At 60.9% G+C, this 22,400-nt stretch carries 20 protein-coding genes; 16 read left to right on the top strand and 4 right to left on the bottom strand.

The window, feature by feature from the left end:
* Positions 1 to 205 precede the first annotated feature (205 nt).
* The 16 genes from mraZ (at position 206) to lpxC (ending at position 18,036) form a co-directional block, all read left to right on the top strand.
* Complete coding sequence (gene mraZ, locus KSS91_RS24060; RefSeq protein ID WP_007917012.1) at positions 206 to 661, top strand: division/cell wall cluster transcriptional repressor MraZ; 456 nt, start codon at positions 206 to 208, stop codon at positions 659 to 661.
* Positions 658 to 1,605 (top strand): 16S rRNA (cytosine(1402)-N(4))-methyltransferase RsmH, encoded by a 948-nt coding sequence (gene rsmH / locus KSS91_RS24055; RefSeq protein ID WP_437179712.1) that lies wholly within the window; start codon positions 658 to 660, stop codon positions 1,603 to 1,605. The genes mraZ and rsmH overlap by 4 nt, the downstream gene beginning before the upstream one ends.
* Positions 1,602 to 1,895 (top strand): cell division protein FtsL, encoded by a 294-nt coding sequence (gene ftsL, locus KSS91_RS24050; RefSeq protein WP_007998257.1) that lies wholly within the window; start codon positions 1,602 to 1,604, stop codon positions 1,893 to 1,895. Before rsmH ends, ftsL begins: the two co-directional genes overlap by 4 nt.
* Positions 1,895 to 3,634 (top strand): peptidoglycan D,D-transpeptidase FtsI family protein, encoded by a 1,740-nt coding sequence (locus tag KSS91_RS24045; RefSeq protein ID WP_217838471.1) that lies wholly within the window; start codon positions 1,895 to 1,897, stop codon positions 3,632 to 3,634. The genes ftsL and KSS91_RS24045 overlap by 1 nt, the downstream gene beginning before the upstream one ends.
* Positions 3,634 to 5,097 carry a UDP-N-acetylmuramoyl-L-alanyl-D-glutamate--2,6-diaminopimelate ligase gene (locus KSS91_RS24040; RefSeq protein WP_217836326.1) on the top strand — a complete coding sequence of 488 codons (1,464 nt, stop codon included), beginning with the start codon at positions 3,634 to 3,636 and terminating at the stop codon, positions 5,095 to 5,097. The genes KSS91_RS24045 and KSS91_RS24040 overlap by 1 nt, the downstream gene beginning before the upstream one ends.
* A complete protein-coding gene (locus KSS91_RS24035; RefSeq protein WP_217836325.1) occupies positions 5,090 to 6,457 on the top strand; it encodes a UDP-N-acetylmuramoyl-tripeptide--D-alanyl-D-alanine ligase in 1,368 nt (455 codons plus the stop codon). The genes KSS91_RS24040 and KSS91_RS24035 overlap by 8 nt, the downstream gene beginning before the upstream one ends.
* Positions 6,457 to 7,539, top strand: a complete 1,083-nt coding sequence (gene mraY / locus KSS91_RS24030) for a phospho-N-acetylmuramoyl-pentapeptide-transferase (RefSeq protein ID WP_015096766.1) — start codon at positions 6,457 to 6,459, stop codon at positions 7,537 to 7,539. Before KSS91_RS24035 ends, mraY begins: the two co-directional genes overlap by 1 nt.
* A 6-nt stretch (positions 7,540 to 7,545) precedes the next feature.
* Positions 7,546 to 8,892, top strand: coding sequence for a UDP-N-acetylmuramoyl-L-alanine--D-glutamate ligase (gene murD / locus KSS91_RS24025; protein WP_015096765.1), 1,347 nt, complete (start codon positions 7,546 to 7,548; stop codon positions 8,890 to 8,892).
* On the top strand, positions 8,889 to 10,106 hold the full coding sequence (gene ftsW, locus KSS91_RS24020) for a putative lipid II flippase FtsW (RefSeq protein ID WP_015096764.1): 1,218 nt from the start codon (positions 8,889 to 8,891) through the stop codon (positions 10,104 to 10,106). Before murD ends, ftsW begins: the two co-directional genes overlap by 4 nt.
* Entirely contained in the window at positions 10,096 to 11,166 is a 1,071-nt protein-coding gene (murG, locus tag KSS91_RS24015; protein ID WP_126047474.1) for an undecaprenyldiphospho-muramoylpentapeptide beta-N-acetylglucosaminyltransferase, read from the top strand. Before ftsW ends, murG begins: the two co-directional genes overlap by 11 nt.
* Positions 11,159 to 12,619 (top strand): UDP-N-acetylmuramate--L-alanine ligase, encoded by a 1,461-nt coding sequence (gene murC / locus KSS91_RS24010; protein ID WP_217836324.1) that lies wholly within the window; start codon positions 11,159 to 11,161, stop codon positions 12,617 to 12,619. Before murG ends, murC begins: the two co-directional genes overlap by 8 nt.
* The gene (locus tag KSS91_RS24005) at positions 12,616 to 13,599 is read left to right on the top strand and encodes a D-alanine--D-alanine ligase (RefSeq protein WP_217836323.1); all 984 of its coding nucleotides are present in this window, start codon (positions 12,616 to 12,618) and stop codon (positions 13,597 to 13,599) included. Before murC ends, KSS91_RS24005 begins: the two co-directional genes overlap by 4 nt.
* 4 nt (positions 13,600 to 13,603) lie before the next feature.
* Positions 13,604 to 14,470 carry a cell division protein FtsQ/DivIB gene (locus KSS91_RS24000; RefSeq protein ID WP_015096761.1) on the top strand — a complete coding sequence of 289 codons (867 nt, stop codon included), beginning with the start codon at positions 13,604 to 13,606 and terminating at the stop codon, positions 14,468 to 14,470.
* Positions 14,471 to 14,485: 15 nt separating this feature from the next.
* On the top strand, positions 14,486 to 15,745 hold the full coding sequence (gene ftsA / locus KSS91_RS23995) for a cell division protein FtsA (protein ID WP_007972611.1): 1,260 nt from the start codon (positions 14,486 to 14,488) through the stop codon (positions 15,743 to 15,745).
* A 73-nt stretch (positions 15,746 to 15,818) separates the two neighbouring features.
* On the top strand, positions 15,819 to 17,012 hold the full coding sequence (ftsZ, locus tag KSS91_RS23990; RefSeq protein WP_007972612.1) for a cell division protein FtsZ: 1,194 nt from the start codon (positions 15,819 to 15,821) through the stop codon (positions 17,010 to 17,012).
* Positions 17,013 to 17,124: 112 nt separating this feature from the next.
* Positions 17,125 to 18,036, top strand: a complete 912-nt coding sequence (gene lpxC, locus KSS91_RS23985; RefSeq protein WP_007939852.1) for a UDP-3-O-acyl-N-acetylglucosamine deacetylase — start codon at positions 17,125 to 17,127, stop codon at positions 18,034 to 18,036.
* Positions 18,037 to 18,224: 188 nt separating this feature from the next.
* Here the strand turns inward: lpxC and KSS91_RS23980 are convergent, their stop codons facing one another.
* From KSS91_RS23980 to KSS91_RS23965, 4 genes are all read right to left on the bottom strand, one after another.
* Positions 18,225 to 19,727: a sensor domain-containing diguanylate cyclase gene (locus tag KSS91_RS23980; RefSeq protein ID WP_217836322.1), complete on the bottom strand. Its 1,503-nt coding sequence runs from the start codon at positions 19,725 to 19,727 to the stop codon at positions 18,225 to 18,227.
* Positions 19,728 to 19,974: 247 nt separating this feature from the next.
* The gene (locus tag KSS91_RS23975) at positions 19,975 to 20,199 is read right to left on the bottom strand and encodes a hypothetical protein (protein WP_217838470.1); all 225 of its coding nucleotides are present in this window, start codon (positions 20,197 to 20,199) and stop codon (positions 19,975 to 19,977) included.
* A 165-nt stretch (positions 20,200 to 20,364) separates the two neighbouring features.
* The gene (locus KSS91_RS23970) at positions 20,365 to 21,729 is read right to left on the bottom strand and encodes a heavy metal sensor histidine kinase (RefSeq protein WP_217836321.1); all 1,365 of its coding nucleotides are present in this window, start codon (positions 21,727 to 21,729) and stop codon (positions 20,365 to 20,367) included.
* The gene (locus KSS91_RS23965) at positions 21,719 to 22,396 is read right to left on the bottom strand and encodes a heavy metal response regulator transcription factor (protein WP_102698516.1); all 678 of its coding nucleotides are present in this window, start codon (positions 22,394 to 22,396) and stop codon (positions 21,719 to 21,721) included. Before KSS91_RS23965 ends, KSS91_RS23970 begins: the two co-directional genes overlap by 11 nt.
* Positions 22,397 to 22,400: the final 4 nt, after the last annotated feature.

Genomic DNA, 22,400 nt, shown 5'->3' with positions numbered 1-22,400 from the left:
TGATTCAAGTTATCGGGCAGTTTCATGTGCCGGATTCTCGTTACCCCTCCGCTAATGATCCTAAATCTCAGTTCTGTAAGGGTTTTCCTTTAATCCGCGCCTTGACGGTGTGGTGGGCGCATTCCTATAGTGTGCGCAAGTGGCGGAAAGTGGCATGAAGTGGGTTTTTTGAACTCAAAACGCTAGAATTTGGAGAAACGCTGACGTGTTTCGCGGAGCCAACGCTATCAGTCTCGATGCAAAGGGCCGTCTCGCAATGCCGAGCCGGTACCGTGACGAGCTTGATTCGCGTAGTTCCGGTCAATTGATCGTGACAATTGATGCCGTTGATCCTTGTTTGTGTGTTTACCCCCTCGATGAGTGGGAAATTATTGAAACCAAACTGCGCGCACTGCCTTCGCTTCGCGAAGAGAACCGCCGCCTGCAACGTTTACTGATTGGTAATGCCGTCGATCTCGAGCTCGATGGCAGTGGTCGTTTTCTGGTTCCGCCGCGTCTTCGTGAATATGCCAAGTTGGATAAGCGCGCGATGTTGGTAGGCCAACTGAACAAGTTCCAATTGTGGGACGAGGATGCCTGGAACGCGGTTTCTGCCGCTGACCTGGCTGCTATTCAACAACCGGGCGCGATGCCTGATGAACTGCGTGATTTGATCCTGTGACTATTGATAGCGGCTTTAACCACATCACCGTACTGCTTGACGAAGCCGTCGAGGCTCTCGCCGTACGTCCTGATGGCTGCTATCTGGACGGTACGTTCGGGCGCGGCGGGCACAGCCGGTTGATTCTCAGCCAGCTCGGTCCCGATGGTCGCTTGCTCGGATTCGACAAAGATCCACAAGCGATTGCCACCGGGCAGACGCTAGCGGCCGAAGACGGCCGCTTTGTCGTTGTGCAGCGCAGCTTTGCCGAGCTCGGTTCGGAAGTCGCCGAACGCGGTCTGGCCGGCAGGGTCAGCGGCGTTCTGCTGGATCTGGGCGTGTCTTCGCCACAGCTCGATGACCCTGAGCGCGGTTTCAGCTTCCTCAACGACGGCCCGCTGGACATGCGCATGGATCCGTCCCGTGGCATCAGCGCCGCCGAATTCGTCAACACCGCGCCCGTGGAAGAAATCGCCCGGGTGTTCAAGGAATACGGCGAAGAGCGTTTCTCCGGTCGCATGGCTCGTGCCGTGGTTGAGCGCCGCGACATCAAGCCATTCGAGCGCACCGGTGACCTGGCAGAAGTCCTGAAGGTCGCCAACCCGGCGTGGGAAAAAGGCAAGAACCCCGCAACCCGCGCATTTCAGGGCCTGCGCATTCACGTCAACAACGAACTGGGTGATCTGGAAGCCGGCCTCGAAGCCGCGCTGGAGTGCCTGGAAGTGGGCGGTCGCCTGGTGGTGATCAGCTTCCACTCGCTGGAAGACCGTATCGTCAAACTGTTCATGCGCAAGCTGGTGAAAGGCGAAGCCGATAACCTGCCGCGCAACCTGCCGGTTCGGCATGTCGCCTTCGAACCGAAAATCAAAGTCCATGGCAAAGCGCAGACGGCCTCCGACGCCGAACTCAAAGCCAACCCACGTTCGCGAAGCGCTGTCATGCGTGTGGCGGAGAAGCTGCGGTGAGCAAGCTTTTCGCCAAGCCATTGCCCGGCGGAAGCTTCTTCATGCTGCTGCTGTTTGTCGGCGTGCTCGTTTCGGCCATCGGCGTGTCCTACAGCGCGCACTGGAACCGTCAGCTATTGAATTCGCTGTACAACGAATTGAGCGTGCGCGACAAGGCGCAGGCGGAGTGGGGGCGGCTGATTCTGGAGCAAAGCACCTGGACCGCCCACAGCCGTATCGAAGTGCTGGCCACCGAACAATTGAAAATGCACATCCCCGGTGCCGCTGACGTGAAGATGGTGGCGCCATGATGAAACTCGAAGGTGCACTCTTTCCTTGGCGGTTCCGCGTGGTGCTGGGTTTGCTCGGCATCATGGTGGCTGCGATTGCCTGGCGCATCATCGATTTGCAAGTGGTCGACCGTGCCTTCCTTAAGGGGCAGGGCGATGCGCGCAGTGTTCGTCATATTCCGATTCCGGCTCACCGTGGCCTGATCACCGACCGTAACGGCGAGCCTTTGGCCGTGAGTACTCCGGTCACCACCCTTTGGGCCAATGCCAAGGAAATGCAAACGGCCAAAGAGAAGTGGCCGGCACTGGCGGCTGCCCTGGGGCAGGACCCGAAAGCCCTGGCCGAGCGACTCGAAGCCCAGGCCAACAAAGAATTCATTTATCTGGTGCGCGGGTTGACCCCGGAGCAGGGCCAGGCTGTGCTCGATCTGAAAGTGCCGGGTGTTTATGGCATCGAAGAGTTCCGGCGCTTTTATCCTGCCGGCGAAGTCACCGCCCATATGGTCGGGTTTACCGACATCGACGATCACGGTCGTGAAGGCGTCGAACTGGCCTACGACGAATGGCTGGCTGGGGTCCCCGGCAAGCGTCAGGTGATCAAGGACCGGCGCGGCCGGCTGATCAAGGATGTCCAGGTCACCAAAAACGCCAAGGCCGGCAAGCCCTTGGCGTTGTCCATTGACCTGCGCCTGCAATACCTGGCCAACCGCGAATTGCGCAACGCGATCATCGAGAACGGCGCCAAGGCTGGCAGCCTGGTGATCATGGACGTGAAGACCGGCGAGATTCTCGCGATGGTCAACCAGCCTACCTACAACCCGAACAACCGTCGCAGCCTGCAACCGGCGATGATGCGTAACCGCGCGATGATCGACGTGTTCGAGCCGGGTTCGACCATGAAAGCGATCTCGATGAGCGCCGCCATCGAAACCGGTCGCTGGAAACCGAGCGACACCGTCGAGGTGTATCCGGGCTCCTTGCAGATTGGCAAGTACACCATCAAGGACGTTTCCAAGACCGAAGGCCCGGTGCTCGACCTGACCGGCATCCTGATCAACTCCAGTAACGTCGGGATGAGCAAGGTCGCGTTCGATATCGGCGGCGAAACCATTTTCCGTCTGGCGCAGAAACTCGGTCTCGGCCAGGACACCGGCCTGGGCTTCCCGGGTGAACGCGTTGGCAACCTGCCGAATTATCGCGAATGGCGTAAGGCGGAAACCGCCACGCTGTCCTATGGCTACGGTATTTCCGTGACCGCGATCCAGTTGGTCCACGCCTTCTCGGCCCTGGCGAACAACGGCCGCCTCGCGCCGCTGACCCTGATCAAGACCGACAAGGCACCGCAAACCACAGAGGTATTGCCAGAAGCTGTCGCGAAAACCATGCAAACCATGCTGCAACAAGTGATCGAAGCCCCGCGCGGTGTGTTCCGTGCGCAGGTGCCGGCGTATCACGTGGGTGGCAAGTCGGGTACTGCGCGTAAAACCTCGGTTGGCACCAAGGGTTACGCCGAGAACTCCTACCGTTCGCTGTTCGCCGGTTTCGGCCCGATGAGCGATCCACGCTACGCCATCGTGGTCGTAATCGATGAACCGACCAAAGCCGGCTACTTCGGTGGCCTGGTCTCCGCGCCGGTGTTCAGCCGCGTGATGTCGGGCACCCTGCGCCTGATGAACATCACCCCGGACAACCTGCCACCTACTCAACAAGCGAACGCAACACCGGTCGTTCCGCTGAAAGCCAATGGAGGGCGTGGCTGATGTCTCTGAGCCTGAACAAAATTTTCCCTCACGCCGGCCACGATCTACTGATTCGCGAGCTCGCCCTGGACAGCCGCAACGTGCGAGCGGGCGATCTGTTCCTCGCCGTGCCGGGCGGGAAATTCGATGGGCGTGCGCACATTGCCGACGCCTTGCAACGCGGCGCGGCTGCGGTGGCCTATGAGGTGGAGGGTGCCACTGTGCTGCCAATCACCGAGGTTCCCTTGATTCCGGTCAAAGGGCTGGCCGCTCAGTTGTCGGACATCGCCGGACGTTTTTATGGCGAGCCAAGCCATCATCTGAACCTGATCGGCGTGACCGGCACCAACGGCAAAACCAGTGTCACTCAACTGGTTGCCCAGGCGCTGGATCTGCTTGGTCAGCATTGCGGCATCGTCGGCACCCTCGGTTGCGGTTTCTACGGTGCATTGGAAAGCGGCCTGCACACCACGCCGAACCCGATTGCCATCCAGGCGACGCTGGGCGACCTGAAAAAGGCTGGTGCCAAAGCCTTGGCGATGGAAGTTTCTTCCCATGGTCTGGACCAGGGCCGCGTGACGGCACTGGCCTTCGACGTGGCGGTGATGACCAACCTGTCTCGCGATCATCTGGATTACCACGGCACCATGCAGGCCTACGGTGAAGCCAAGGCCAGGCTGTTCGCCTGGGACGATCTGAAATGCCGGGTGGTTAACCTCGACGACGACTTCGGGCGGCAACTGGCTGCTGAAAAACGTGAATCGCGATTGATCACCTACAGCCTGCTCGACAGCAGTGCCTACCTCTATTGCCGTGAAGCGCAGTTCGACGACGAAGGCGTGCGCGCCACGCTGGTCACGCCGCAGGGTGAACACCATCTACGCAGTACCTTGCTCGGCCGTTTCAACCTGAGCAACGTGCTTGCAGCGGTTGGCGCCTTGCTTGGCCTGGATTACGCACTGGACGAAATTCTCAAGGTGCTGCCGAAGCTCGAAGGCCCGGCCGGTCGCATGCAGCGCCTCGGCGGCGGCACTCAACCACTGGTGGTGATCGATTACGCCCACACCCCGGACGCCCTGGAAAAAGTCCTGACGGCCCTGCGTCCACACGCCAGGGGTCGGTTGCTGTGCCTGTTCGGCTGTGGCGGTGACCGCGATCGCGGCAAGCGTCCGTTGATGGCCGAAGTGGTCGAGCGCCTGGCCGATGGCGTGCTGGTGACCGACGACAACCCGCGCACTGAAGATCCATCGGTGATTTTCGATGACATCCGCGCCGGTTTCACGGCTGTGGATAAAGTCGAGTTCGTTGCCGGTCGTGGTCAGGCGATTGCCCGGCTGATCGCCAATGCCTCGGTGGATGACGTGATTGTCCTGGCCGGCAAAGGTCACGAGGACTATCAGGAAATCAACGGCGAGCGTCATGCCTTTTCCGATCTGGTCGAGGCCGATCATGCCTTGACCGCATGGGAGGTGGCCCATGCTTAAGGCCTTGCAACTGAGCGAGCTGAGCGGCGCGCTGAATGCTCGCCTGGTGTCGACCGATGCCAGTTTCGACGGCGTCAGCATCGACAGCCGCGCCATCAAGCCGGGTCAGCTGTTTATTGCCCTGGCCGGTCCACGCTTCGATGGTCATGATTATCTGAATGAAGTCGCTGCCAAGGGGGCCGTGGCCGCGCTGGTCGAGCGCGAAGTCGCCGACAGCACACTGCCGCAGTTACTGGTCAGCGATACTCGCCAGGCCCTCGGGCAGCTGGGTGCGCTCAATCGCGCCGCCTACACCCATCCGGTCGCGGCCGTCACCGGTTCGAGCGGCAAGACCACGGTCAAGGAAATGCTTGCGAGCATCCTGCGCACCCGTGGCCTGGTACTGGCGACCCGTGGCAACCTGAACAACGATCTCGGTGTGCCGCTGACCCTGCTCGAACTGGCGCCGGAGCATACGGCGGCAGTGATCGAACTCGGTGCTTCGCGCCTCGGCGAAATTGCCTACACCGTTGGCCTGACCAAACCGCACGTGGCCATTCTCAACAATGCCGGGACCGCCCACGTCGGCGAGTTTGGTGGCCCGGAAAAAATCGTTGAAGCCAAGGGCGAGATCATCGAAGGGCTGGAGGCCGATGGCGTCGCAGTGCTCAATCTCGAAGACAAGGCATTCGGTATCTGGAAGACGCGTGCCGGTGATCGCAAGGTGCTGACGTTTGCGTTGAGCAACACCAGCGCCGATTTCTACGCCAGTGACCTGGCCACCGATGCCCGTGGCTGCCCGGCATTCAATCTGCACAGCCCTGAAGGTGTAGAGCGTGTTCAACTGAACCTGCTCGGCACCCATAACGTCGCCAATGCCATGGCCGCCGCCGCTGCCGCCCATGCCCTGGGTGTGTCGCTGTTCGGTATCGCCACCGGTCTTGGCGCGGTGCAACCAGTCAAGGGTCGCACCGTCGCGCAATTGGCCAGCAATGGCATGCGCGTGATCGATGACACTTACAACGCCAACCCCACCTCCATGTGCGCTGCCGTTGATATACTGGCCGGCTTTTCCGGTCGCACCGTCCTGGTGCTCGGGGATATCGGCGAGTTGGGCGAATGGGCGGAGCAGGGGCACCGCGACGTGGGCGAGTACGCCCGTGGCAAGGTTTGCGCGCTGTACGCCGTCGGGCCAATGATGGCTCACGCCGTGAAGGCATTCGGTCCAGAGGCTTTTCACTTCAGCACGCAGGCTGAACTGATCAATGCCCTGGGCGCCGAGCAAGACACAAACACCACCATTTTGATCAAGGGGTCGCGCAGCGCTGCGATGGAAAACGTCGTCGCCGCCTTGTGCGGGTCCAGCCTGGAGAAACATTAATGCTGCTGCTGCTAGCGGAGTATCTGCAACAGTTCTACAAAGGCTTCGCGGTCTTCCAGTACCTGACCCTGCGCGGGATTCTCGGTGTACTGACCGCGCTGGTCTTGTCGCTGTGCTACGGCCCGTGGATGATCCGCACTTTGCAGAACCGTCAGATCGGTCAATCCGTTCGCAATGACGGCCCGCAGTCGCACCTGTCCAAGTCGGGCACACCGACCATGGGCGGTGCGCTGATCCTGTCGTCCATCGGCGTCAGCACCCTGCTTTGGGCTGACCTGAGCAACCGTTACGTCTGGGTCGTACTGCTGGTGACCTTGCTGTTCGGCGCCATCGGCTGGGTCGACGACTACCGCAAGGTGATCGAGAAAAACTCCCGTGGCTTGCCAAGCCGCTGGAAGTATTTCTGGCAATCGGTGTTCGGCCTGGGCGCGGCGATCTTCCTTTACATGACTGCCGCCACGCCGGTGGAAACCACGCTGATCCTGCCGATGCTCAAGGACTACAGCATTCCACTGGGCGCAGGCTTCATCGTCCTCACCTATTTCGTGATTGTCGGTTCGAGCAACGCGGTCAACCTGACCGACGGCCTCGACGGCCTGGCGATTATGCCGACGGTGATGGTGGGCGGCGGCCTGGGCATTTTCTGCTACCTGTCGGGTAACGTGAAATTCGCCGAATACCTGCTGATTCCCTATGTACCGGGCGCGGGCGAACTGATCGTGTTCTGCGGCGCACTGATTGGCGCCGGCCTGGGCTTCCTGTGGTTCAACACCTATCCGGCACAAGTCTTCATGGGTGACGTCGGCGCACTGGCGCTGGGCGCGGCCTTGGGCACCATCGCGGTGATCGTCCGTCAGGAAATCGTCCTGTTCATCATGGGCGGCGTGTTCGTGATGGAAACCCTGTCAGTCGTCATTCAGGTCGCCTCTTTTAAACTGACCGGTCGCCGCGTATTCCGCATGGCGCCCATTCACCACCACTTTGAACTCAAGGGTTGGCCTGAACCACGAGTGATCGTCCGTTTCTGGATCATCACCGTGATTCTCGTGCTGATCGGCCTTGCCACCCTGAAGCTGAGGTAGAAACTCGTGTCTCTGATCGCTTCTGACCACTTCCGCATCGTTGTCGGCCTCGGCAAGAGCGGCATGTCCCTGGTTCGCTTCCTGGCGAACCGGGGCGTGGCGTTTGCCGTGGCCGATACGCGGGAAAATCCACCGGAACTGGCCACGCTCAAGCGTGACTATCCGCACGTGGAAGTGCGTTGTGGCGAGCTGGACGTCGAATTCCTGTGCCGCGCCGATGAGCTCTACGTGAGCCCCGGCCTGGCGCTGGCGACCCCGGCCCTGCAGGCTGCCGCCGCACGTGGCGTGAAATTGTCCGGTGACATCGAGCTGTTCGCGCGTAACGCGAAGGCGCCGATCGTGGCCATCAGCGGTTCCAACGCGAAAAGCACCGTCACCACCCTGGTCGGCGAAATGGCGGCGGCGGCGGGCAAGCGTGTGGCCGTCGGCGGCAACCTCGGTACCCCGGCGCTGGATCTGCTGCGCGATGACGTCGAGCTGTACGTGATGGAGTTGTCGAGTTTCCAGCTGGAAACCACCGATCAACTCAACGCCGAAGTGGCGACCGTGCTCAACGTCAGCGAAGACCACATGGACCGTTACAGCGGTCTGCCGGCCTATCACCTGGCCAAACACCGGATCTTCCGTGGTGCCAGACAGTTCGTGGTCAATCGCCAGGATGCCCTGAGCCGTCCGTTGATGGGCGAGGGCCAGCCGTGCTGGACCTTCGGCCTGAGCAAACCGGATTTCAAAGCCTTCGGCATCCGTGAAGAAGACGGCGAGAAATACCTGGCCTTCGAATTCCAGAACCTGATGCCGGTGCGCGAATTGAAGATTCGCGGTGCCCACAACCAGTCCAACGCCCTGGCGGCCCTGGCCCTTGGCCATGCGGTCGGTCTGCCGTTCGATGCCATGCTGTCGAGCCTGCGCACCTTTGCCGGTCTCGAGCACCGCTGCCAATGGGTCCGCGACCTTGATGGCGTGGGTTACTACAACGACTCCAAGGCCACCAACGTAGGCGCCGCGCTGGCCGCCATCGAAGGCCTGGGCGCGGACATCGACGGCAAAGTCGTGCTGATCGCCGGCGGTGACGGCAAGGGTGCCGAGTTCAAGGACCTGCGCGATCCGGTGGCGGCCAACTGCCGCGCCGTGGTGCTGATGGGCCGCGACTCCGACAAGATCGGCGAGGCCATTGGCGACGCCGTTCCGCTGATCCGCGCCGCTTCCCTGGTCGAAGCCGTCGAACGATGCCGCGCCGCCGCCCAGCCGGGCGACGTAGTGCTGCTGTCGCCAGCCTGCGCCAGCTTCGACATGTTCAAGAACTACGAAGACCGTGGCCACCAGTTCGTCCAAGCCGTGGAGGATCTGGCATGAGCCTCAAAGGCATCATCAAGCCCTATCCATCGCCGCTCATCACCGGGCGCGGTATCGACCTCGACTTCCCGATGCTCGCCGGTTGCCTGACGCTGCTCGGCCTGGGACTGATCATGATTGCCTCGGCATCGACCGAAGTGGCGGCCGTGCAGTCGGGCAGCGCGCTGTATTACATGATCCGCCACCTTATTTACGCGGTGCTGGGCCTGGGTGCTTGCATCGTTACCATGATGATCCCGATCGCCACCTGGCAACGCCTGGGCTGGCTGATGCTGCTGGGTGCGTTCGGCTTGCTGATCATGGTGATCATTCCGGGGATCGGCCGTGAGGTTAATGGCTCGATGCGCTGGATCGGCTTCAGTTTCTTCAACGTCCAGCCTTCCGAGATCGCCAAGGTGTTCGTGGTGATCTACCTCGCCGGTTATCTGGTGCGTCGCCAGAAGGAAGTGCGGGAAAGCTGGATGGGTTTCTTCAAGCCGTTTATCGTGCTGCTGCCGATGGCGGGCCTGCTGCTGATGGAGCCGGACTTCGGTGCCACCGTCGTGATGATGGGGGCCGCGGCGGCGATGCTGTTCCTTGGCGGCGTCGGGCTGTTCCGTTTTTCCCTGATGGTAGTCCTGGCCGTCGGCGCGGTGGTGCTTTTGATTCAAATGCAGCCGTATCGGATGGCGCGCCTGACCAACTTCGCCGATCCGTGGGCCGACCAGTTCGGTGCCGGTTATCAGTTGTCCCAGGCATTGATCGCTTTCGGTCGCGGCGAATGGTTCGGTGTCGGCTTGGGCAACAGCGTGCAGAAACAGTTCTACCTGCCTGAGGCCCACACTGACTTCGTGTTCTCGGTCCTGGCCGAAGAGCTGGGCGCGGTGGGTTCGTTGTGCACCGTGGCACTGTTCGTCTTCGTGTGTATTCGTGGCATGTACATCGGACTGTGGGCCGAGAAGGCCAAGCAGTTCTTCGCCGCCTATGTTGCCTACGGTCTGTCGTTCCTGTGGATCGGCCAGTTCCTGATCAACATCGGCGTGAACGTCGGCCTGTTGCCGACCAAGGGGCTGACCCTGCCGTTCCTCAGTTACGGCGGCAGTTCGTTGGTGATCTGCTGTGCCTGTCTCGGCTTGTTGCTGCGCATCGAGTGGGAAAGTCGAACCCACCTGGGCAGCGAGGAGATGGAGTTCCATGAGAGCGACTTCGCCGAGGAGCCGCACCATGGGCGCTAACGTGATGATCATGGCCGGCGGCACCGGGGGCCACGTGTTCCCGGCGCTGGCCTGTGCCCGCGAATTCCAGGCGCGCGGCTATACCGTGCACTGGCTCGGAACCCCGCGTGGCATCGAGAACGATCTGGTGCCGGCAGCCGGCATCGAACTGCACCGGATCAACGCCAGCGGTCTGCGCGGCAAGGGCAAATTGTCCCTGCTCAAGGCACCGTTCATGTTGTTCAAGTCGGTCTGGCAGGCACGGGCGATCATTCGCCGTCTGCAACCGGTCTGCGTCGTGGGCTTTGGTGGCTTTGTGACCGGCCCTGGCGGTGTCGCAGCCAAACTGGCCGGCGTGCCGGTGATCGTTCATGAACAGAACGCCGTGGCCGGTACCGCCAATCGGTTGCTGGTGCCGTTGGCCGCCCGAGTCTGTGAAGCGTTCCCCGACACCTTTACCCTGTCGGACAGCCGCCGGACCACCGGTAACCCGGTGCGCACCGAGCTGTTCCTCGAGACATTGCGACCTGCCCTGGCCGGTCGCAAGGCGCGTTTGCTGATCCTGGGCGGAAGCCTTGGCGCAGAGCCGTTGAACAAGTTGCTGCCTGAAGCCCTGTCGCAAGTCGCTGTCGACTTGCGTCCGGAAGTGTTCCATCAGGCCGGCAAAAACCACGATGAAGTGACTGCAGAGCGCTATCGCGCGGCTGGCGTCGAGGCGCAGGTGCAGCCCTTCATCAAAGACATGGCCCAAGCCTACAGCTGGGCCGACCTGGTGGTCTGTCGCGCAGGCGCGCTGACCATCAGTGAACTGGCCGCCGCCGGTCTGCCCTCGATGCTGGTGCCTTTGCCCCACGCCATCGATGATCACCAGACCCGCAACGCCGAATATTTGGCCCGTGAAGGCGCAGCTTTCCTGATGCCACAAAGAACGACTGGTGCAGCGGATCTTGCCGCTCGCCTGACAGAGGTCCTGATGCAACCACAACGACTCAACGAAATGGCTACCGCGGCACGCCGCCTCGCCAAACCCGATGCCACCCGTAACGTCGTCGATAGCTGCCTGGAGGTGGCCCATGGTTGAGAGTCAGAAAGCCATGCCACAACCGGAAATGCGCCGTATTCGTCGCATCCACTTCGTCGGTATCGGCGGTGTGGGCATGTGCGGGATCGCCGAAGTGCTGCTGAACCTGGGTTATGCAGTGTCCGGCTCCGACCTGAAGGCTTCGCCGGTGACTGAGCGTCTGGAGTCCTTCGGGGCGCAGATCTTCATCGGCCACCGTGCCGAGAACGCCGCTGCCGCCGACGTGCTGGTGGTGTCGAGTGCCGTGAACACGTCCAACCCGGAAGTCGCAACCGCACTGGAGCGCCGTATTCCGGTGGTGCCGCGTGCAGAAATGCTGGCTGAGCTGATGCGCTACCGCCACGGCATCGCCGTTGCCGGTACCCACGGCAAAACCACCACCACCAGCCTGATCGCCTCGGTGTTCGCCGCCGGTGGCCTGGACCCGACGTTCGTCATCGGTGGCCGCCTGAATGCCGCGGGCACCAATGCCCAGCTTGGCACCAGCCGCTACCTGATCGCCGAAGCCGACGAAAGCGACGCCAGCTTCCTGCACTTGCAGCCGCTGGTGGCCGTGGTCACCAACATCGACGCCGATCACATGGCGACCTACGACGGTGACTTCAACAAGCTGAAGAAAACCTTCGTCGAGTTCCTGCACAACCTGCCGTTCTACGGCCTGGCGGTGGTGTGTCTGGACGATCTGGTGGTGCGTGAAATCCTCCCGCAGGTCAAGCGTCCGACTGTGACCTACGGCTTCGGCGAAGACTGCGACGTGCGCGCCATCAACGTGCGCCAGCAGGGCATGCAGACTTTCTTCACTGTGCTGCGCCCTGACCGCGAGCCGCTGGATGTGTCGGTGAACATGCCGGGCAACCACAACGTATTGAACGCACTGGCAACCATCTGCATCGCCACCGACGAAGGCGTCAGCGATGAAGCCATCGTCCAGGGCCTGTCCGGCTTCCAGGGGGTTGGCCGACGCTTCCAGGTCTATGGCGAACTGCCGGTTGACGGTGGCAACGTGATGCTGGTCGATGACTACGGTCACCACCCGACCGAAGTCGCGGCCGTGATCAAGGCCGTACGCGGTGGCTGGCCGGAGCGCCGCCTGGTGATGGTCTACCAGCCACACCGTTACAGCCGCACCCGCGACCTGTACGACGATTTCGTCAATGTGCTGGCCGACGCCAACGTACTGCTGCTGATGGAGGTCTATCCGGCCGGCGAAGAGCCGATTCCGGGTGCCGACAGCCGCAAACTGTGCAACAGCATCCGTCAGCGTGGCCAGCTCGATCCGATCTACATCGAGCGTGGTGTCGACCTCGCGCCAGTGGTCAAGCCGCTGCTGCGTGCCGGCGACATCCTGCTGTGCCAGGGCGCCGGTGATATCGGTGGTCTCGCACCGAAACTGTTGAAAAGCGAGTTGTTCGCCGGCGCCGTTGCCGCACCGGAGAAGGGGAAGTTGAAATGACTGCTGCCTACGCCAACCTGGTCTCCACGATCGCGCCGAAAGACTTCGGCCGTGTCGCCGTGCTGTTCGGCGGCAAGAGTGCCGAACGCGAGGTGTCCCTGAAGTCGGGCAACGCGGTTCTCGACGCGCTGCTAAGCGCCGGTGTCGACGCGTTCGGCCTCGACGTGGGTGATGACCTGCTGCAGCGTCTGCAGAGCGAAAAGATCGACCGCGCCTTCATCATCCTCCACGGTCGTGGCGGTGAAGACGGCAGCATGCAAGGCCTGCTCGAATGCCTGGGCATTCCGTACACCGGCAGCGGCATCCTGGCGTCGGCCCTGGCGATGGACAAGCTGCGCACCAAGCAGGTCTGGCACAGCCTGGGCATTCCGACGCCACGTCACGCAGTACTTTGCAGCGAGGCCGATTGTATTTCGGCAGCGACGGAACTGGGCTTCCCTTTGATCGTCAAACCGGCCCATGAAGGTTCAAGTATCGGTATGGCCAAAGTGAGTTCCGCGTCCGAATTGATCGACGCATGGAAAGCGGCCAGTACCTACGATTCGCAAGTGTTGGTCGAGCAATGGATTCACGGTCCGGAGTTCACCATCGCCACTCTGCGTGACCAGGTGTTGCCTCCGATTGCCCTGGGCACGACGCACAGCTTCTACGACTACGACGCCAAGTACATCGCCAACGATACCCAGTACCGCATTCCATGTGGTCTGGACCGCGTCAAGGAACAGGAACTCATGGAACTCACGGCGAAAGCCTGTGAAGCGCTGGGTATCGCCGGTTGGGGCAGGGCAGACGTGATGCAGGACGCCGAAGGGCAGTTCTGGTTCCTGGAAGTCAACACCGCACCGGGCATGACCGATCACAGCCTGGTGCCGATGGCGGCCCGTGCTGCCGGTCTGGATTTCCAGCAACTGGTTCTGGCGATTCTGGCCGAGAGCGTTGCCGGCAATGCTGCCGGTTACCAAGAGTCGACGAGAGGTTAAGGCCATGCAAGGCGCTCAGCTCAGACATCAGCCTCCCGCACCCGGCCGCAAGCCGGTGCCACGGGGTGCCAGCCGAATGGTGGCCAAAGAGCCGATGTCCGCGCGCCTGCCGAAAGCCAACTTCGGTTTTCTCAAAGCGTTGTTCTGGCCGGTGCTGCTGGTGGCCTTGGGGTTCGGTACTTACGAAGGCGCGACACGCTTGTTGCCGTATGCCGACCGGCCGATCTCCAGGATCAACGTGCAGGGCGACCTGAGTTACATCAGCCAGCAAGCGGTGCAGCAGCGGATCGCCCCGTACGTGGCGTCGAGCTTCTTCACCATCGACCTGGCGAGCATGCGCACCGAGCTTGAAACGATGCCATGGATTGCCCACGCCGAAGTGCGTCGGGTGTGGCCGGATCAAGTGGTGATCCGCCTGGAAGAACAACTGCCGGTGGCCCGTTGGGGGGACGAATCGCTTTTGAACAACCAGGGCCAGGCCTTCACCCCGCGCGAGCTGGCGAACTACGAACACTTGCCTCAGCTGTTCGGCCCGCAGCGGGCCCAGCAGCAGGTGATGCAGCAGTACCAGGTGTTGAGTCAGATGCTCCGGCCTCTGGGCTTCTCGATTGCACGCCTGGAGTTGCGTGAACGCGGCAGCTGGTTCCTGACCACCGGACCCGGCAGTGCCGGCCCGGGGATCGAACTGCTGCTCGGACGCGGCAACCAGGTGGAAAAGATGCGCCGCTTCATCGCCATCTATGACAAGACGCTCAAAGAACAGATTACGAACATTGCGCGCATCGATCTGCGCTACGCCAACGGCCTCGCCGTTGGCTGGCGGGAACCTGTAGCGCCCACGGCAGCCCAACCCGCTGTCGCGAAGAATTAAGAAGAGGCAGGACCCATGGCAAACGTGCAAAGCGGCAAAATGATCGTCGGTCTCGATATCGGCACCTCCAAGGTGGTGGCGCTGGTAGGCGAGGTCGCGGACGACGGCACGCTGGAAATCGTCGGGATCGGTACCCATCCGTCCCGTGGCCTGAAAAAAGGCGTGGTGGTGAATATCGAATCCACCGTGCAATCGATCCAGCGCGCCATCGAAGAAGCGCAGTTGATGGCCGGTTGCCGCATTCACTCGGCATTCGTCGGCGTGGCCGGCAATCACATCCGCAGCCTGAACTCCCACGGCATCGTGGCGATTCGTGATCGCGAAGTCAGTTCTGCCGACCTCGAACGCGTGCTCGACGCTGCCCAGGCCGTGGCGATCCCGGCTGACCAGCGCGTGCTGCACACCTTGCCGCAAGACTACGTGATCGATAACCAGGAAGGCGTCCGCGAGCCGCTGGGCATGTCCGGCGTGCGTCTGGAAGCCAAGGTCCACGTGGTCACCTGCGCCGTCAATGCCGCGCAGAACATCGAAAAATGCGTGCGTCGCTGCGGCCTGGAAATCGACGACATCATTCTCGAGCAGCTGGCTTCCGCCTACTCGGTGCTGACCGACGACGAGAAAGAGCTGGGCGTGTGCCTGGTGGACATCGGTGGCGGTACCACCGACATCGCGATCTTCACCGAAGGTGCGATCCGTCACACCGCGGTCATCCCGATTGCCGGTGACCAGGTGACCAACGACATCGCCATGGCGTTGCGCACTCCGACCCAGTACGCCGAAGAAATCAAGATTCGCTACGCCTGCGCCCTGGCCAAACTGGCCGGTGCCGGTGAAACCATCAAGGTGCCAAGTGTTGGCGACCGTCCGCCACGCGAACTGTCCCGCCAGGCCCTGGCCGAAGTGGTCGAGCCGCGCTACGACGAACTGTTCACGCTGATCCAGGCCGAACTGCGCCGCAGCGGCTACGAAGATCTGATCCCGGCCGGCATCGTGCTGACCGGCGGTACCGCGAAGATGGAAGGTGCCACTGAACTGGCCGAGGAAATCTTCCACATGCCGGTGCGCCTGGGCGTACCGCATGGCGTGAAAGGTCTGGATGACGTAGTACGCAACCCGATCTATTCCACCGGCGTCGGCCTGTTGATGTACGGCCTGCAGAAGCAGTCCGACGGCATCTCGTTCTCGGGCATCGGCAGCCGCGACAGCTACAGCAACGAAGAGCCACAGGCTCCGCTGCTGGACCGCCTGAAGAAGTGGGTCCAGGGCAATTTCTGAAGATTTACCGCAACACCGTTACACCGAAGCACGCAGTAGGCGAAAAAACTAGAGAATGTAAAGGAGAGGGAAAATGTTCGAACTCGTAGACAACATCCCCGCAAGCCCGGTAATCAAAGTTATCGGTGTCGGCGGTGGCGGCGGCAACGCTGTCAACCACATGGTCAAGAGCAACATCGAAGGCGTCGAGTTCATCTGCGCCAACACCGATGCTCAAGCGCTGAAAAACATCGGCGCGCGTACCATCCTGCAACTGGGCACCGGCGTGACCAAGGGCCTGGGCGCTGGCGCCAACCCTGAAGTCGGCCGTCAAGCTGCTCTGGAAGACCGTGAGCGCATTGCCGAAGTCCTGCAGGGCACCAACATGGTGTTCATCACCACTGGCATGGGCGGCGGTACCGGTACCGGTGCTGCGCCGATCATCGCCGAAGTGGCCAAGGAAATGGGCATCCTCACCGTTGCGGTGGTGACCCGTCCGTTCCCGTTCGAAGGCCGCAAGCGTATGCAGATCGCCGACGAAGGCATCCGCATGCTCTCCGAAAGCGTCGACTCGTTGATCACCATTCCCAACGAGAAGCTGCTGACCATCCTCGGTAAAGACGCCAGCCTGCTGTCGGCTTTCGCCAAGGCTGACGATGTACTGGCCGGAGCCGTTCGCGGTATCTCCGACATCATCAAGCGTCCGGGCATGATCAACGTCGACTTCGCCGACGTGCGTACCGTGATGAGCGAAATGGGCATGGCGATGATGGGCACTGGCTGCGCCAGCGGTCCGAACCGTGCACGCGAGGCCACCGAAGCGGCCATTCGCAACCCGCTGCTGGAAGACGTGAACCTGCAAGGCGCTCGCGGCATCCTGGTAAACATTACCGCCGGTCCGGATCTGTCCCTGGGCGAATACTCCGACGTGGGCAGCATCATCGAGGCATTCGCTTCGGAACACGCGATGGTCAAGGTCGGTACCGTTATCGATCCGGACATGCGCGACGAGCTGCACGTGACTGTCGTTGCAACCGGTCTGGGCGCTAAAATCGAGAAGCCTGTGAAGGTCATCGACAATACCGTTCACACTTCGATGGCTGCACAGCCACAACAACAGGCCCCTGTTCGTCAGGAAGCTCCAGCGGTGAACTACCGTGACCTGGACCGTCCGACCGTCATGCGCAACCAGGCCCAGGCCGGTGCTGCGACTGCCGCGAAGATGAATCCGCAAGATGACCTGGACTACCTGGACATCCCGGCTTTCCTGCGTCGTCAGGCCGATTGATGAAATGTATCAGGGCTATGAAGGTGATTGGTGTTCAGCAAAGGCGTGGTCTGCTATCATCGCCAGCCTTTGTTGATACCAGTTCGCAATTTGCGCTGAAGCGGCCCATGCCATGATTAAACAACGCACCCTGAAGAATATTATCCGTGCCACAGGTGTCGGCCTGCACTCCGGGGAGAAGGTCTATCTGACCCTCAAGCCAGCGCCTGTCGACACTGGCATTGTGTTTTGTCGCGCCGACCTCGATCCCGTGGTGCAGATTCCTGCCCGCGCGGAAAACGTTGGTGAAACCACTATGTCGACCACGCTCGTTAACGGTGACGTCAAAGTGGACACGGTAGAGCACTTGCTCTCGGCCATGGCAGGCCTGGGCATCGATAACGCCTACGTCGAGCTCTCCGCGTCCGAAGTCCCGATCATGGATGGTAGCGCCGGACCTTTCGTATTCCTGATTCAATCGGCTGGCCTGGAAGAACAGGACGCCGCCAAGAAGTTCATCCGCATCCTGCGTGAAGTGACAGTGGAAGATGGCGACAAGCGCGCTACTTTCGTCCCTTTCGAAGGGTTCAAAGTGAGCTTCGAGATCGATTTCGATCACCCGGTTTTCCGTGACCGCACCCAAAGTGCAAGCGTGGATTTTTCCAGCACTTCGTTCGTAAAAGAAGTCAGCCGCGCCCGTACCTTTGGTTTCATGAGTGACATCGAGTACCTGCGCAAGCACAACCTCGCACTCGGCGGCAGTGTTGAAAACGCTATTGTGGTCGACGCCGATGGCGTACTGAACGAAGACGGCCTTCGCTATGAAGACGAATTCGTGAAGCACAAGATTCTCGATGCAATTGGTGACCTCTACCTGCTGGGCAATAGCCTGATTGGTGAGTTCAAGGGCTTCAAGTCCGGCCACGCACTGAACAACCAGCTGCTGCGCAAGTTGATTGAGCAGACAGATGCCTGGGAAGTCGTGACGTTCGAAGACGCCAGCACTGCACCGATCTCTTACATGCGCCCGGTTGCGGCCGTGTAAGCAAAAAACCTCTCTAGTTTTTTAAAGGCTACCTTCGGGTGGCCTTTTTTTATGTCCTGATTTTGATGGTGGCAGTGAAGGCCCCTTCGTCGGAACGCCGCCCGGAGCAAGCCCGCTCCCACAGGGGGGCGCAATCAACTGTGGGAGCGGGCTTGCTCGCGAAGAGGCCAGTCGGTTCAGCATAAAATTCAGCTGGCATACACCACCCGGTTACGCCCCCTCTCCTTGGCCTGATACAGCGCCTTGTCCGCATTGAATAGCAACTGTTCCAGGGTGATATCGCTGGCCGCTGTCCAGGTGGCAATACCGATACTCACACTCATCGGTCGCTCACCGGCGTCGACCAGTGGCAGTTTTTGTACAGCCTCACGAATATGTTCGGCAATCTGCCGTGCACCGTCACCGCTTGTTTCGGCCAGGACCACCGAAAACTCTTCGCCCCCGTAGCGCGCCACCAGGTCTGTGGGGCGGTGAACATTGGCACTGATGACCTCGGCCAATGCCCGTAACGCTTCGTCGCCGGCCTGATGCCCGTGCCGGTCATTGAAGGCCTTGAAGTGATCGGCATCGATCATCAGCAAGGACAACGGCTTGCCACTGCGCTGCGCGCGAAACCATTCATGGCGCAGGGTCTGATCAAGGGATCGGCGGTTGGCCACGCCGGTCAAGGCATCGGTGGCCGCCAGTTGCGCCAATTCCTGCTCGGCACTCTGGCGCAGGCGCAACTCGCGGCAGAGCAGCCAGGTCAACCACAGCAAACCGATGCACAAAACCCCGGTAGCACCGCTGATCACATAGGCCGTACGGTTCCAGGTGGCGAACACCTCATCCACAGAAAGCGCCACGATGACAGTCAGCGGCAGGTTGCCGACCCGGGTAAAGGTGTACAAGCGCCGTTGATGGTCGACGCTCGACACACTTTCAAAGGTGCCATTGCGCTCCTGCAGCATGCGTACGACGTTGGGGCGGCTGGAGAAGCTTTTGCCGATGGAGTTCGGTTCCCGGTACGGCTTCTGCGCCAGGAGGATCCCGTCATTGTTGATGATGCCCAGCGTGCTGCCGGTGCCGATGTCGAGGCTGTTGAACAACTGATCGAAGTAGCTCATGCGCATCGAGGCTACCGCAACCCCCAGAAACTCACCCGTGGGCGAGGAAATGCGCCGGCTGAAACTGATGCGCCATTGGTCGCTGTCATCGCAGTCGCAGCGCGGCTTGAACGGTCGGCTGATAAACATGCCTGTATCACGATTGAAGACATGGGCCAGGAAATAATCGCGGTGAGCGAAGTTACCCGGTTTCGGTTCGATCAACGATGAGTCGGCCAGTACGTCGCCGTGCTTGTCCAGCAGCAGGATGTCGCCCTTGTAGCGCGCGGTGGTGGAGCGGTCGAACAGCGCCAGATGACGAATCTGCGGCGAAACCTGTTTCAGGTCGTCCCGTTGGGCAGCGGCGATCAGGCCCTGCAAGGTCAGATCATAGAGCTCGACCGTACGCAGGACATCGGCATCGATCAGTTGCGCAATGGTGGTCGCGCTGCGTGTGGCGATCTGTTGGGCGTAGGCGTGTTCGCGGATCAGCAGAAAAGTGACGATGCACAGGATCGAGATGACCGTCAGGGTGCTGCCGAAGATCACCATGATCTCGGGTCGCCCGGATGGGCCTAGAAAATGTGGGGTGCGGCTTGCGGTCATAGGGCTGACGTCTGCTAAAGGGACGTTGTAAGCGTAGTTGCATTAACGTAGCAGCCGGGTGAATCGTGCCTGTTGCTCTAACGACTGGTCAATGGTGTGGGCATCAGCGCTTGTCGTTGCGAAAATTGCAATGAAAGTTGAATCGCCATTATAAAAAAAGCCGCTGAAAGCAGCGGCTTTGCAGACAACTTTTCAAAGGGAAGAGCCGATGAACAGTGTCGTGGGAAGCGGGAGTGAACGGTGCAGATCAGCTGTCCTTCTCGACCTGTGGCCGGGCCTGATTGGTCGAGGCTTGCGGGGCTTGGGCGTCTTGCGCAGCCTTGGCCGTCATCTCGATCTGATGCTCTTCGAGCGCTGCAGCGCGTGCGGCGTTATGTGCGACGAAAGTCTGCGATTCTTCCGCCATCGCCAGTGGCGACAGGAACAAAGAGGACAAAACGAAAGCGCTGGCAATACCCATACTGTTGGACATCTTTAAAACCTTCTTGCTTGGCAAGTGCTGTTTGGTGCGGGCAAAGATAAGGATCTTGAGCGAGGGGAAAAAGAGCGGATTCATGAAAGGACTGTTGCTGTTATGGCAACAGTTGGTTGGTTGCACACTTGTGTTCAACCCGGAACCAATGTGGGAGCGAGGGGGTCAGACAGGAAGATGAATGCCGAAGGTATTCATCCCATGGTCACTGCGCACGAACACATCGCCGCCATGCATCAACGCAATCGCCTTGACGATGGCCAGCCCAAGGCCATGGTTGTGGCCGCTGTTGCTGCGCGATGCATCGACCCGGTAGAAGCGTTCGAACAGCCGTGGCAGGTGTTCGTGGGCAATCGGTGAGCCGGGGTTGGCGACGCCGATGCTGACCTGATGTTCTGCGGCTTCAATGTGCACTTCAATCACCTGGCCGGGCGCAGTGTGCTGCACCGCGTTGTTCAGCAGATTGATCAACGCCCGGCGCAGATGGGCGATCTCGATGCTCACTTGCGCGTCACCACTGACCTCTACCTGGACCTGAGCGTCCTCGAGAATGAAGTCCAGATATTCCAGGGTCGTGGCCACTTCATCGGCCAGCGACGTGGACGTCAGTCTGGTTGCCTTGTTGCCCTGATCGGCACTGGCCAGGAACAGCATGTCGTTGATGATCGAACGCAGCCGCTCAAGCTCTTCGAGATTCGATTGCAGCACTTCGAAGTAATGCTCGGCGGAGCGTCCGCGGGTCAATGCAACCTGGGTCTGGCCGATCAGGTTGGTCAGTGGCGAGCGCAGTTCGTGGGCGACGTCGGCATTGAACGATTCAAGGCGTGAGTAGGCCTGCTCGACCCGTTCCAGGGTCGAGTTGAACGAGCTGACGAACTGATCGAGTTCCGGCGGCAACGGTGACAATCGCAAGCGCCCCGAGCGCAACGGCGGAGCCAGGCGCCGGGCTTCCTGGGACAGTTTGATCAGCGGCTTGAGGCCGATTCGCGCCACCCAGTAACCCAGTGCCGAGGCCAGCAGCACGCCGACGATCGCCAGGCTGATCAACGCGACCAGCAGGTGATGCTGGGTATGGAAAAACGTTTCAGTGTCGATGGCGATCATGAAGCGCAGCGGTGGGCGCTGGTCCTTGGCCGGGAATTCGCTGACCAGCACTTTCAGCGGATAGGGGTTATCCGGCAGATGCATGTCGCGCATGCCCAGTGGACCTTGGGCAAAGGCGCGGACCTGCGGGGTCAGGTTGCCGTATTCGTAATGTGGATCGCCGCTGATGATCCAGAAGCTGATGCGCTTGTCTTCTTCGCTCAGCAGGTTGAGCTTGTTGTTGATCTTCACCCAATGCTCAGGCGTGCCGTAACGGCCGACCGTGGATTCGAGCACACTGTAGCGCGCATCCAGCTCGGCTTCGGGCAACAGGCCCAGGCCTTTGTCGACCTGCTGGTACAAGGCCCAGCCGATCAACAGGAACACCAGCAGCGCCACCAGCGTGAACATCCCGCTCAGGCGCAAGGCGATGCTGTTACTGGACACCACGGCTCTCCAGCACATAACCCATGCCGCGAATGGTGTGCAGCAGTTTCTCTTCGAAGGGTCCGTCAAGCTTGGCCCGCAGGCGTTTGATCGCGACTTCGACGACGTTGGCGTCGCTGTCGAAATTGATGTCCCAGACCATCTCGGCAATGGCGGTTTTCGAGAGGATTTCCCCCTGGCGCCGGGCAAGCACGCTGAGCAGCGAGAACTCCTTGGCGGTCAGGTCCAGCCTTGCGCCGCCGCGAGTAGCCTTGCGGCTGATCAAATCTATCCACAGGTCGGCAATGCTCACTTGCACCGGTTCATGACCGCCGCTGCGCCGGGTCAGCGCTTGCAGGCGTGCCACCAGCTCAAGGAAGGAAAACGGTTTGCCCAGGTAATCATCGGCGCCGTCACGCAGGCCCCTGATGCGATCTTCCACACGTTCGCGGGCGGTGAGCATGATCACCGGGGTCTGCTTGCGCGCACGCAAGGCGCGCAACACGCCGAAGCCGTCGAGGCCCGGCAACATCACGTCGAGGACGATCACCGCGTAGTCGCTCTCCAGCGCCAGATGCAGGCCTTCGACCCCATCCCGCGCCAGGTCCACGGTGTAACCCTGTTCCGTCAGGCCGCGGTGCAGATAGTCCGCGGTTTTTTCTTCGTCTTCGATAATCAGGACGCGCATGACC

The organism is Pseudomonas azerbaijanorientalis, assembly GCF_019139795.1.
In the GTDB taxonomy this organism is placed as follows: Bacteria; Pseudomonadota; Gammaproteobacteria; order Pseudomonadales; family Pseudomonadaceae; genus Aquipseudomonas; species Aquipseudomonas laurylsulfatiphila.
This window is presented reverse-complemented; position numbering and strand designations above follow the sequence as displayed.

Bases quoted from the DNA above. Each gene is read 5' to 3' on its own strand.
- KSS91_RS24045 (WP_217838471.1), top strand. From the start codon at position 1,895: ATGAAACTCGAAGGTGCACTCTTTCCTTGGCGGTTCCGCGTGGTGCTG.
- KSS91_RS24040 (WP_217836326.1), top strand. From the start codon at position 3,634: ATGTCTCTGAGCCTGAACAAAATTTTCCCTCACGCCGGCCACGATCTA.
- KSS91_RS24035 (WP_217836325.1), top strand. From the start codon at position 5,090: ATGCTTAAGGCCTTGCAACTGAGCGAGCTGAGCGGCGCGCTGAATGCT.
- mraY (WP_015096766.1), top strand. From the start codon at position 6,457: ATGCTGCTGCTGCTAGCGGAGTATCTGCAACAGTTCTACAAAGGCTTC.
- ftsW (WP_015096764.1), top strand. From the start codon at position 8,889: ATGAGCCTCAAAGGCATCATCAAGCCCTATCCATCGCCGCTCATCACC.
- murG (WP_126047474.1), top strand. From the start codon at position 10,096: ATGGGCGCTAACGTGATGATCATGGCCGGCGGCACCGGGGGCCACGTG.
- murC (WP_217836324.1), top strand. From the start codon at position 11,159: ATGGTTGAGAGTCAGAAAGCCATGCCACAACCGGAAATGCGCCGTATT.
- KSS91_RS24005 (WP_217836323.1), top strand. From the start codon at position 12,616: ATGACTGCTGCCTACGCCAACCTGGTCTCCACGATCGCGCCGAAAGAC.
- KSS91_RS24000 (WP_015096761.1), top strand. From the start codon at position 13,604: ATGCAAGGCGCTCAGCTCAGACATCAGCCTCCCGCACCCGGCCGCAAG.
- ftsA (WP_007972611.1), top strand. From the start codon at position 14,486: ATGGCAAACGTGCAAAGCGGCAAAATGATCGTCGGTCTCGATATCGGC.
- ftsZ (WP_007972612.1), top strand. From the start codon at position 15,819: ATGTTCGAACTCGTAGACAACATCCCCGCAAGCCCGGTAATCAAAGTT.
- lpxC (WP_007939852.1), top strand. From the start codon at position 17,125: ATGATTAAACAACGCACCCTGAAGAATATTATCCGTGCCACAGGTGTC.
- KSS91_RS23980 (WP_217836322.1), bottom strand. From the start codon at position 19,727: ATGACCGCAAGCCGCACCCCACATTTTCTAGGCCCATCCGGGCGACCC.
- KSS91_RS23975 (WP_217838470.1), bottom strand. From the start codon at position 20,199: ATGTCCAACAGTATGGGTATTGCCAGCGCTTTCGTTTTGTCCTCTTTG.
- KSS91_RS23965 (WP_102698516.1), bottom strand. From the start codon at position 22,396: ATGCGCGTCCTGATTATCGAAGACGAAGAAAAAACCGCGGACTATCTG.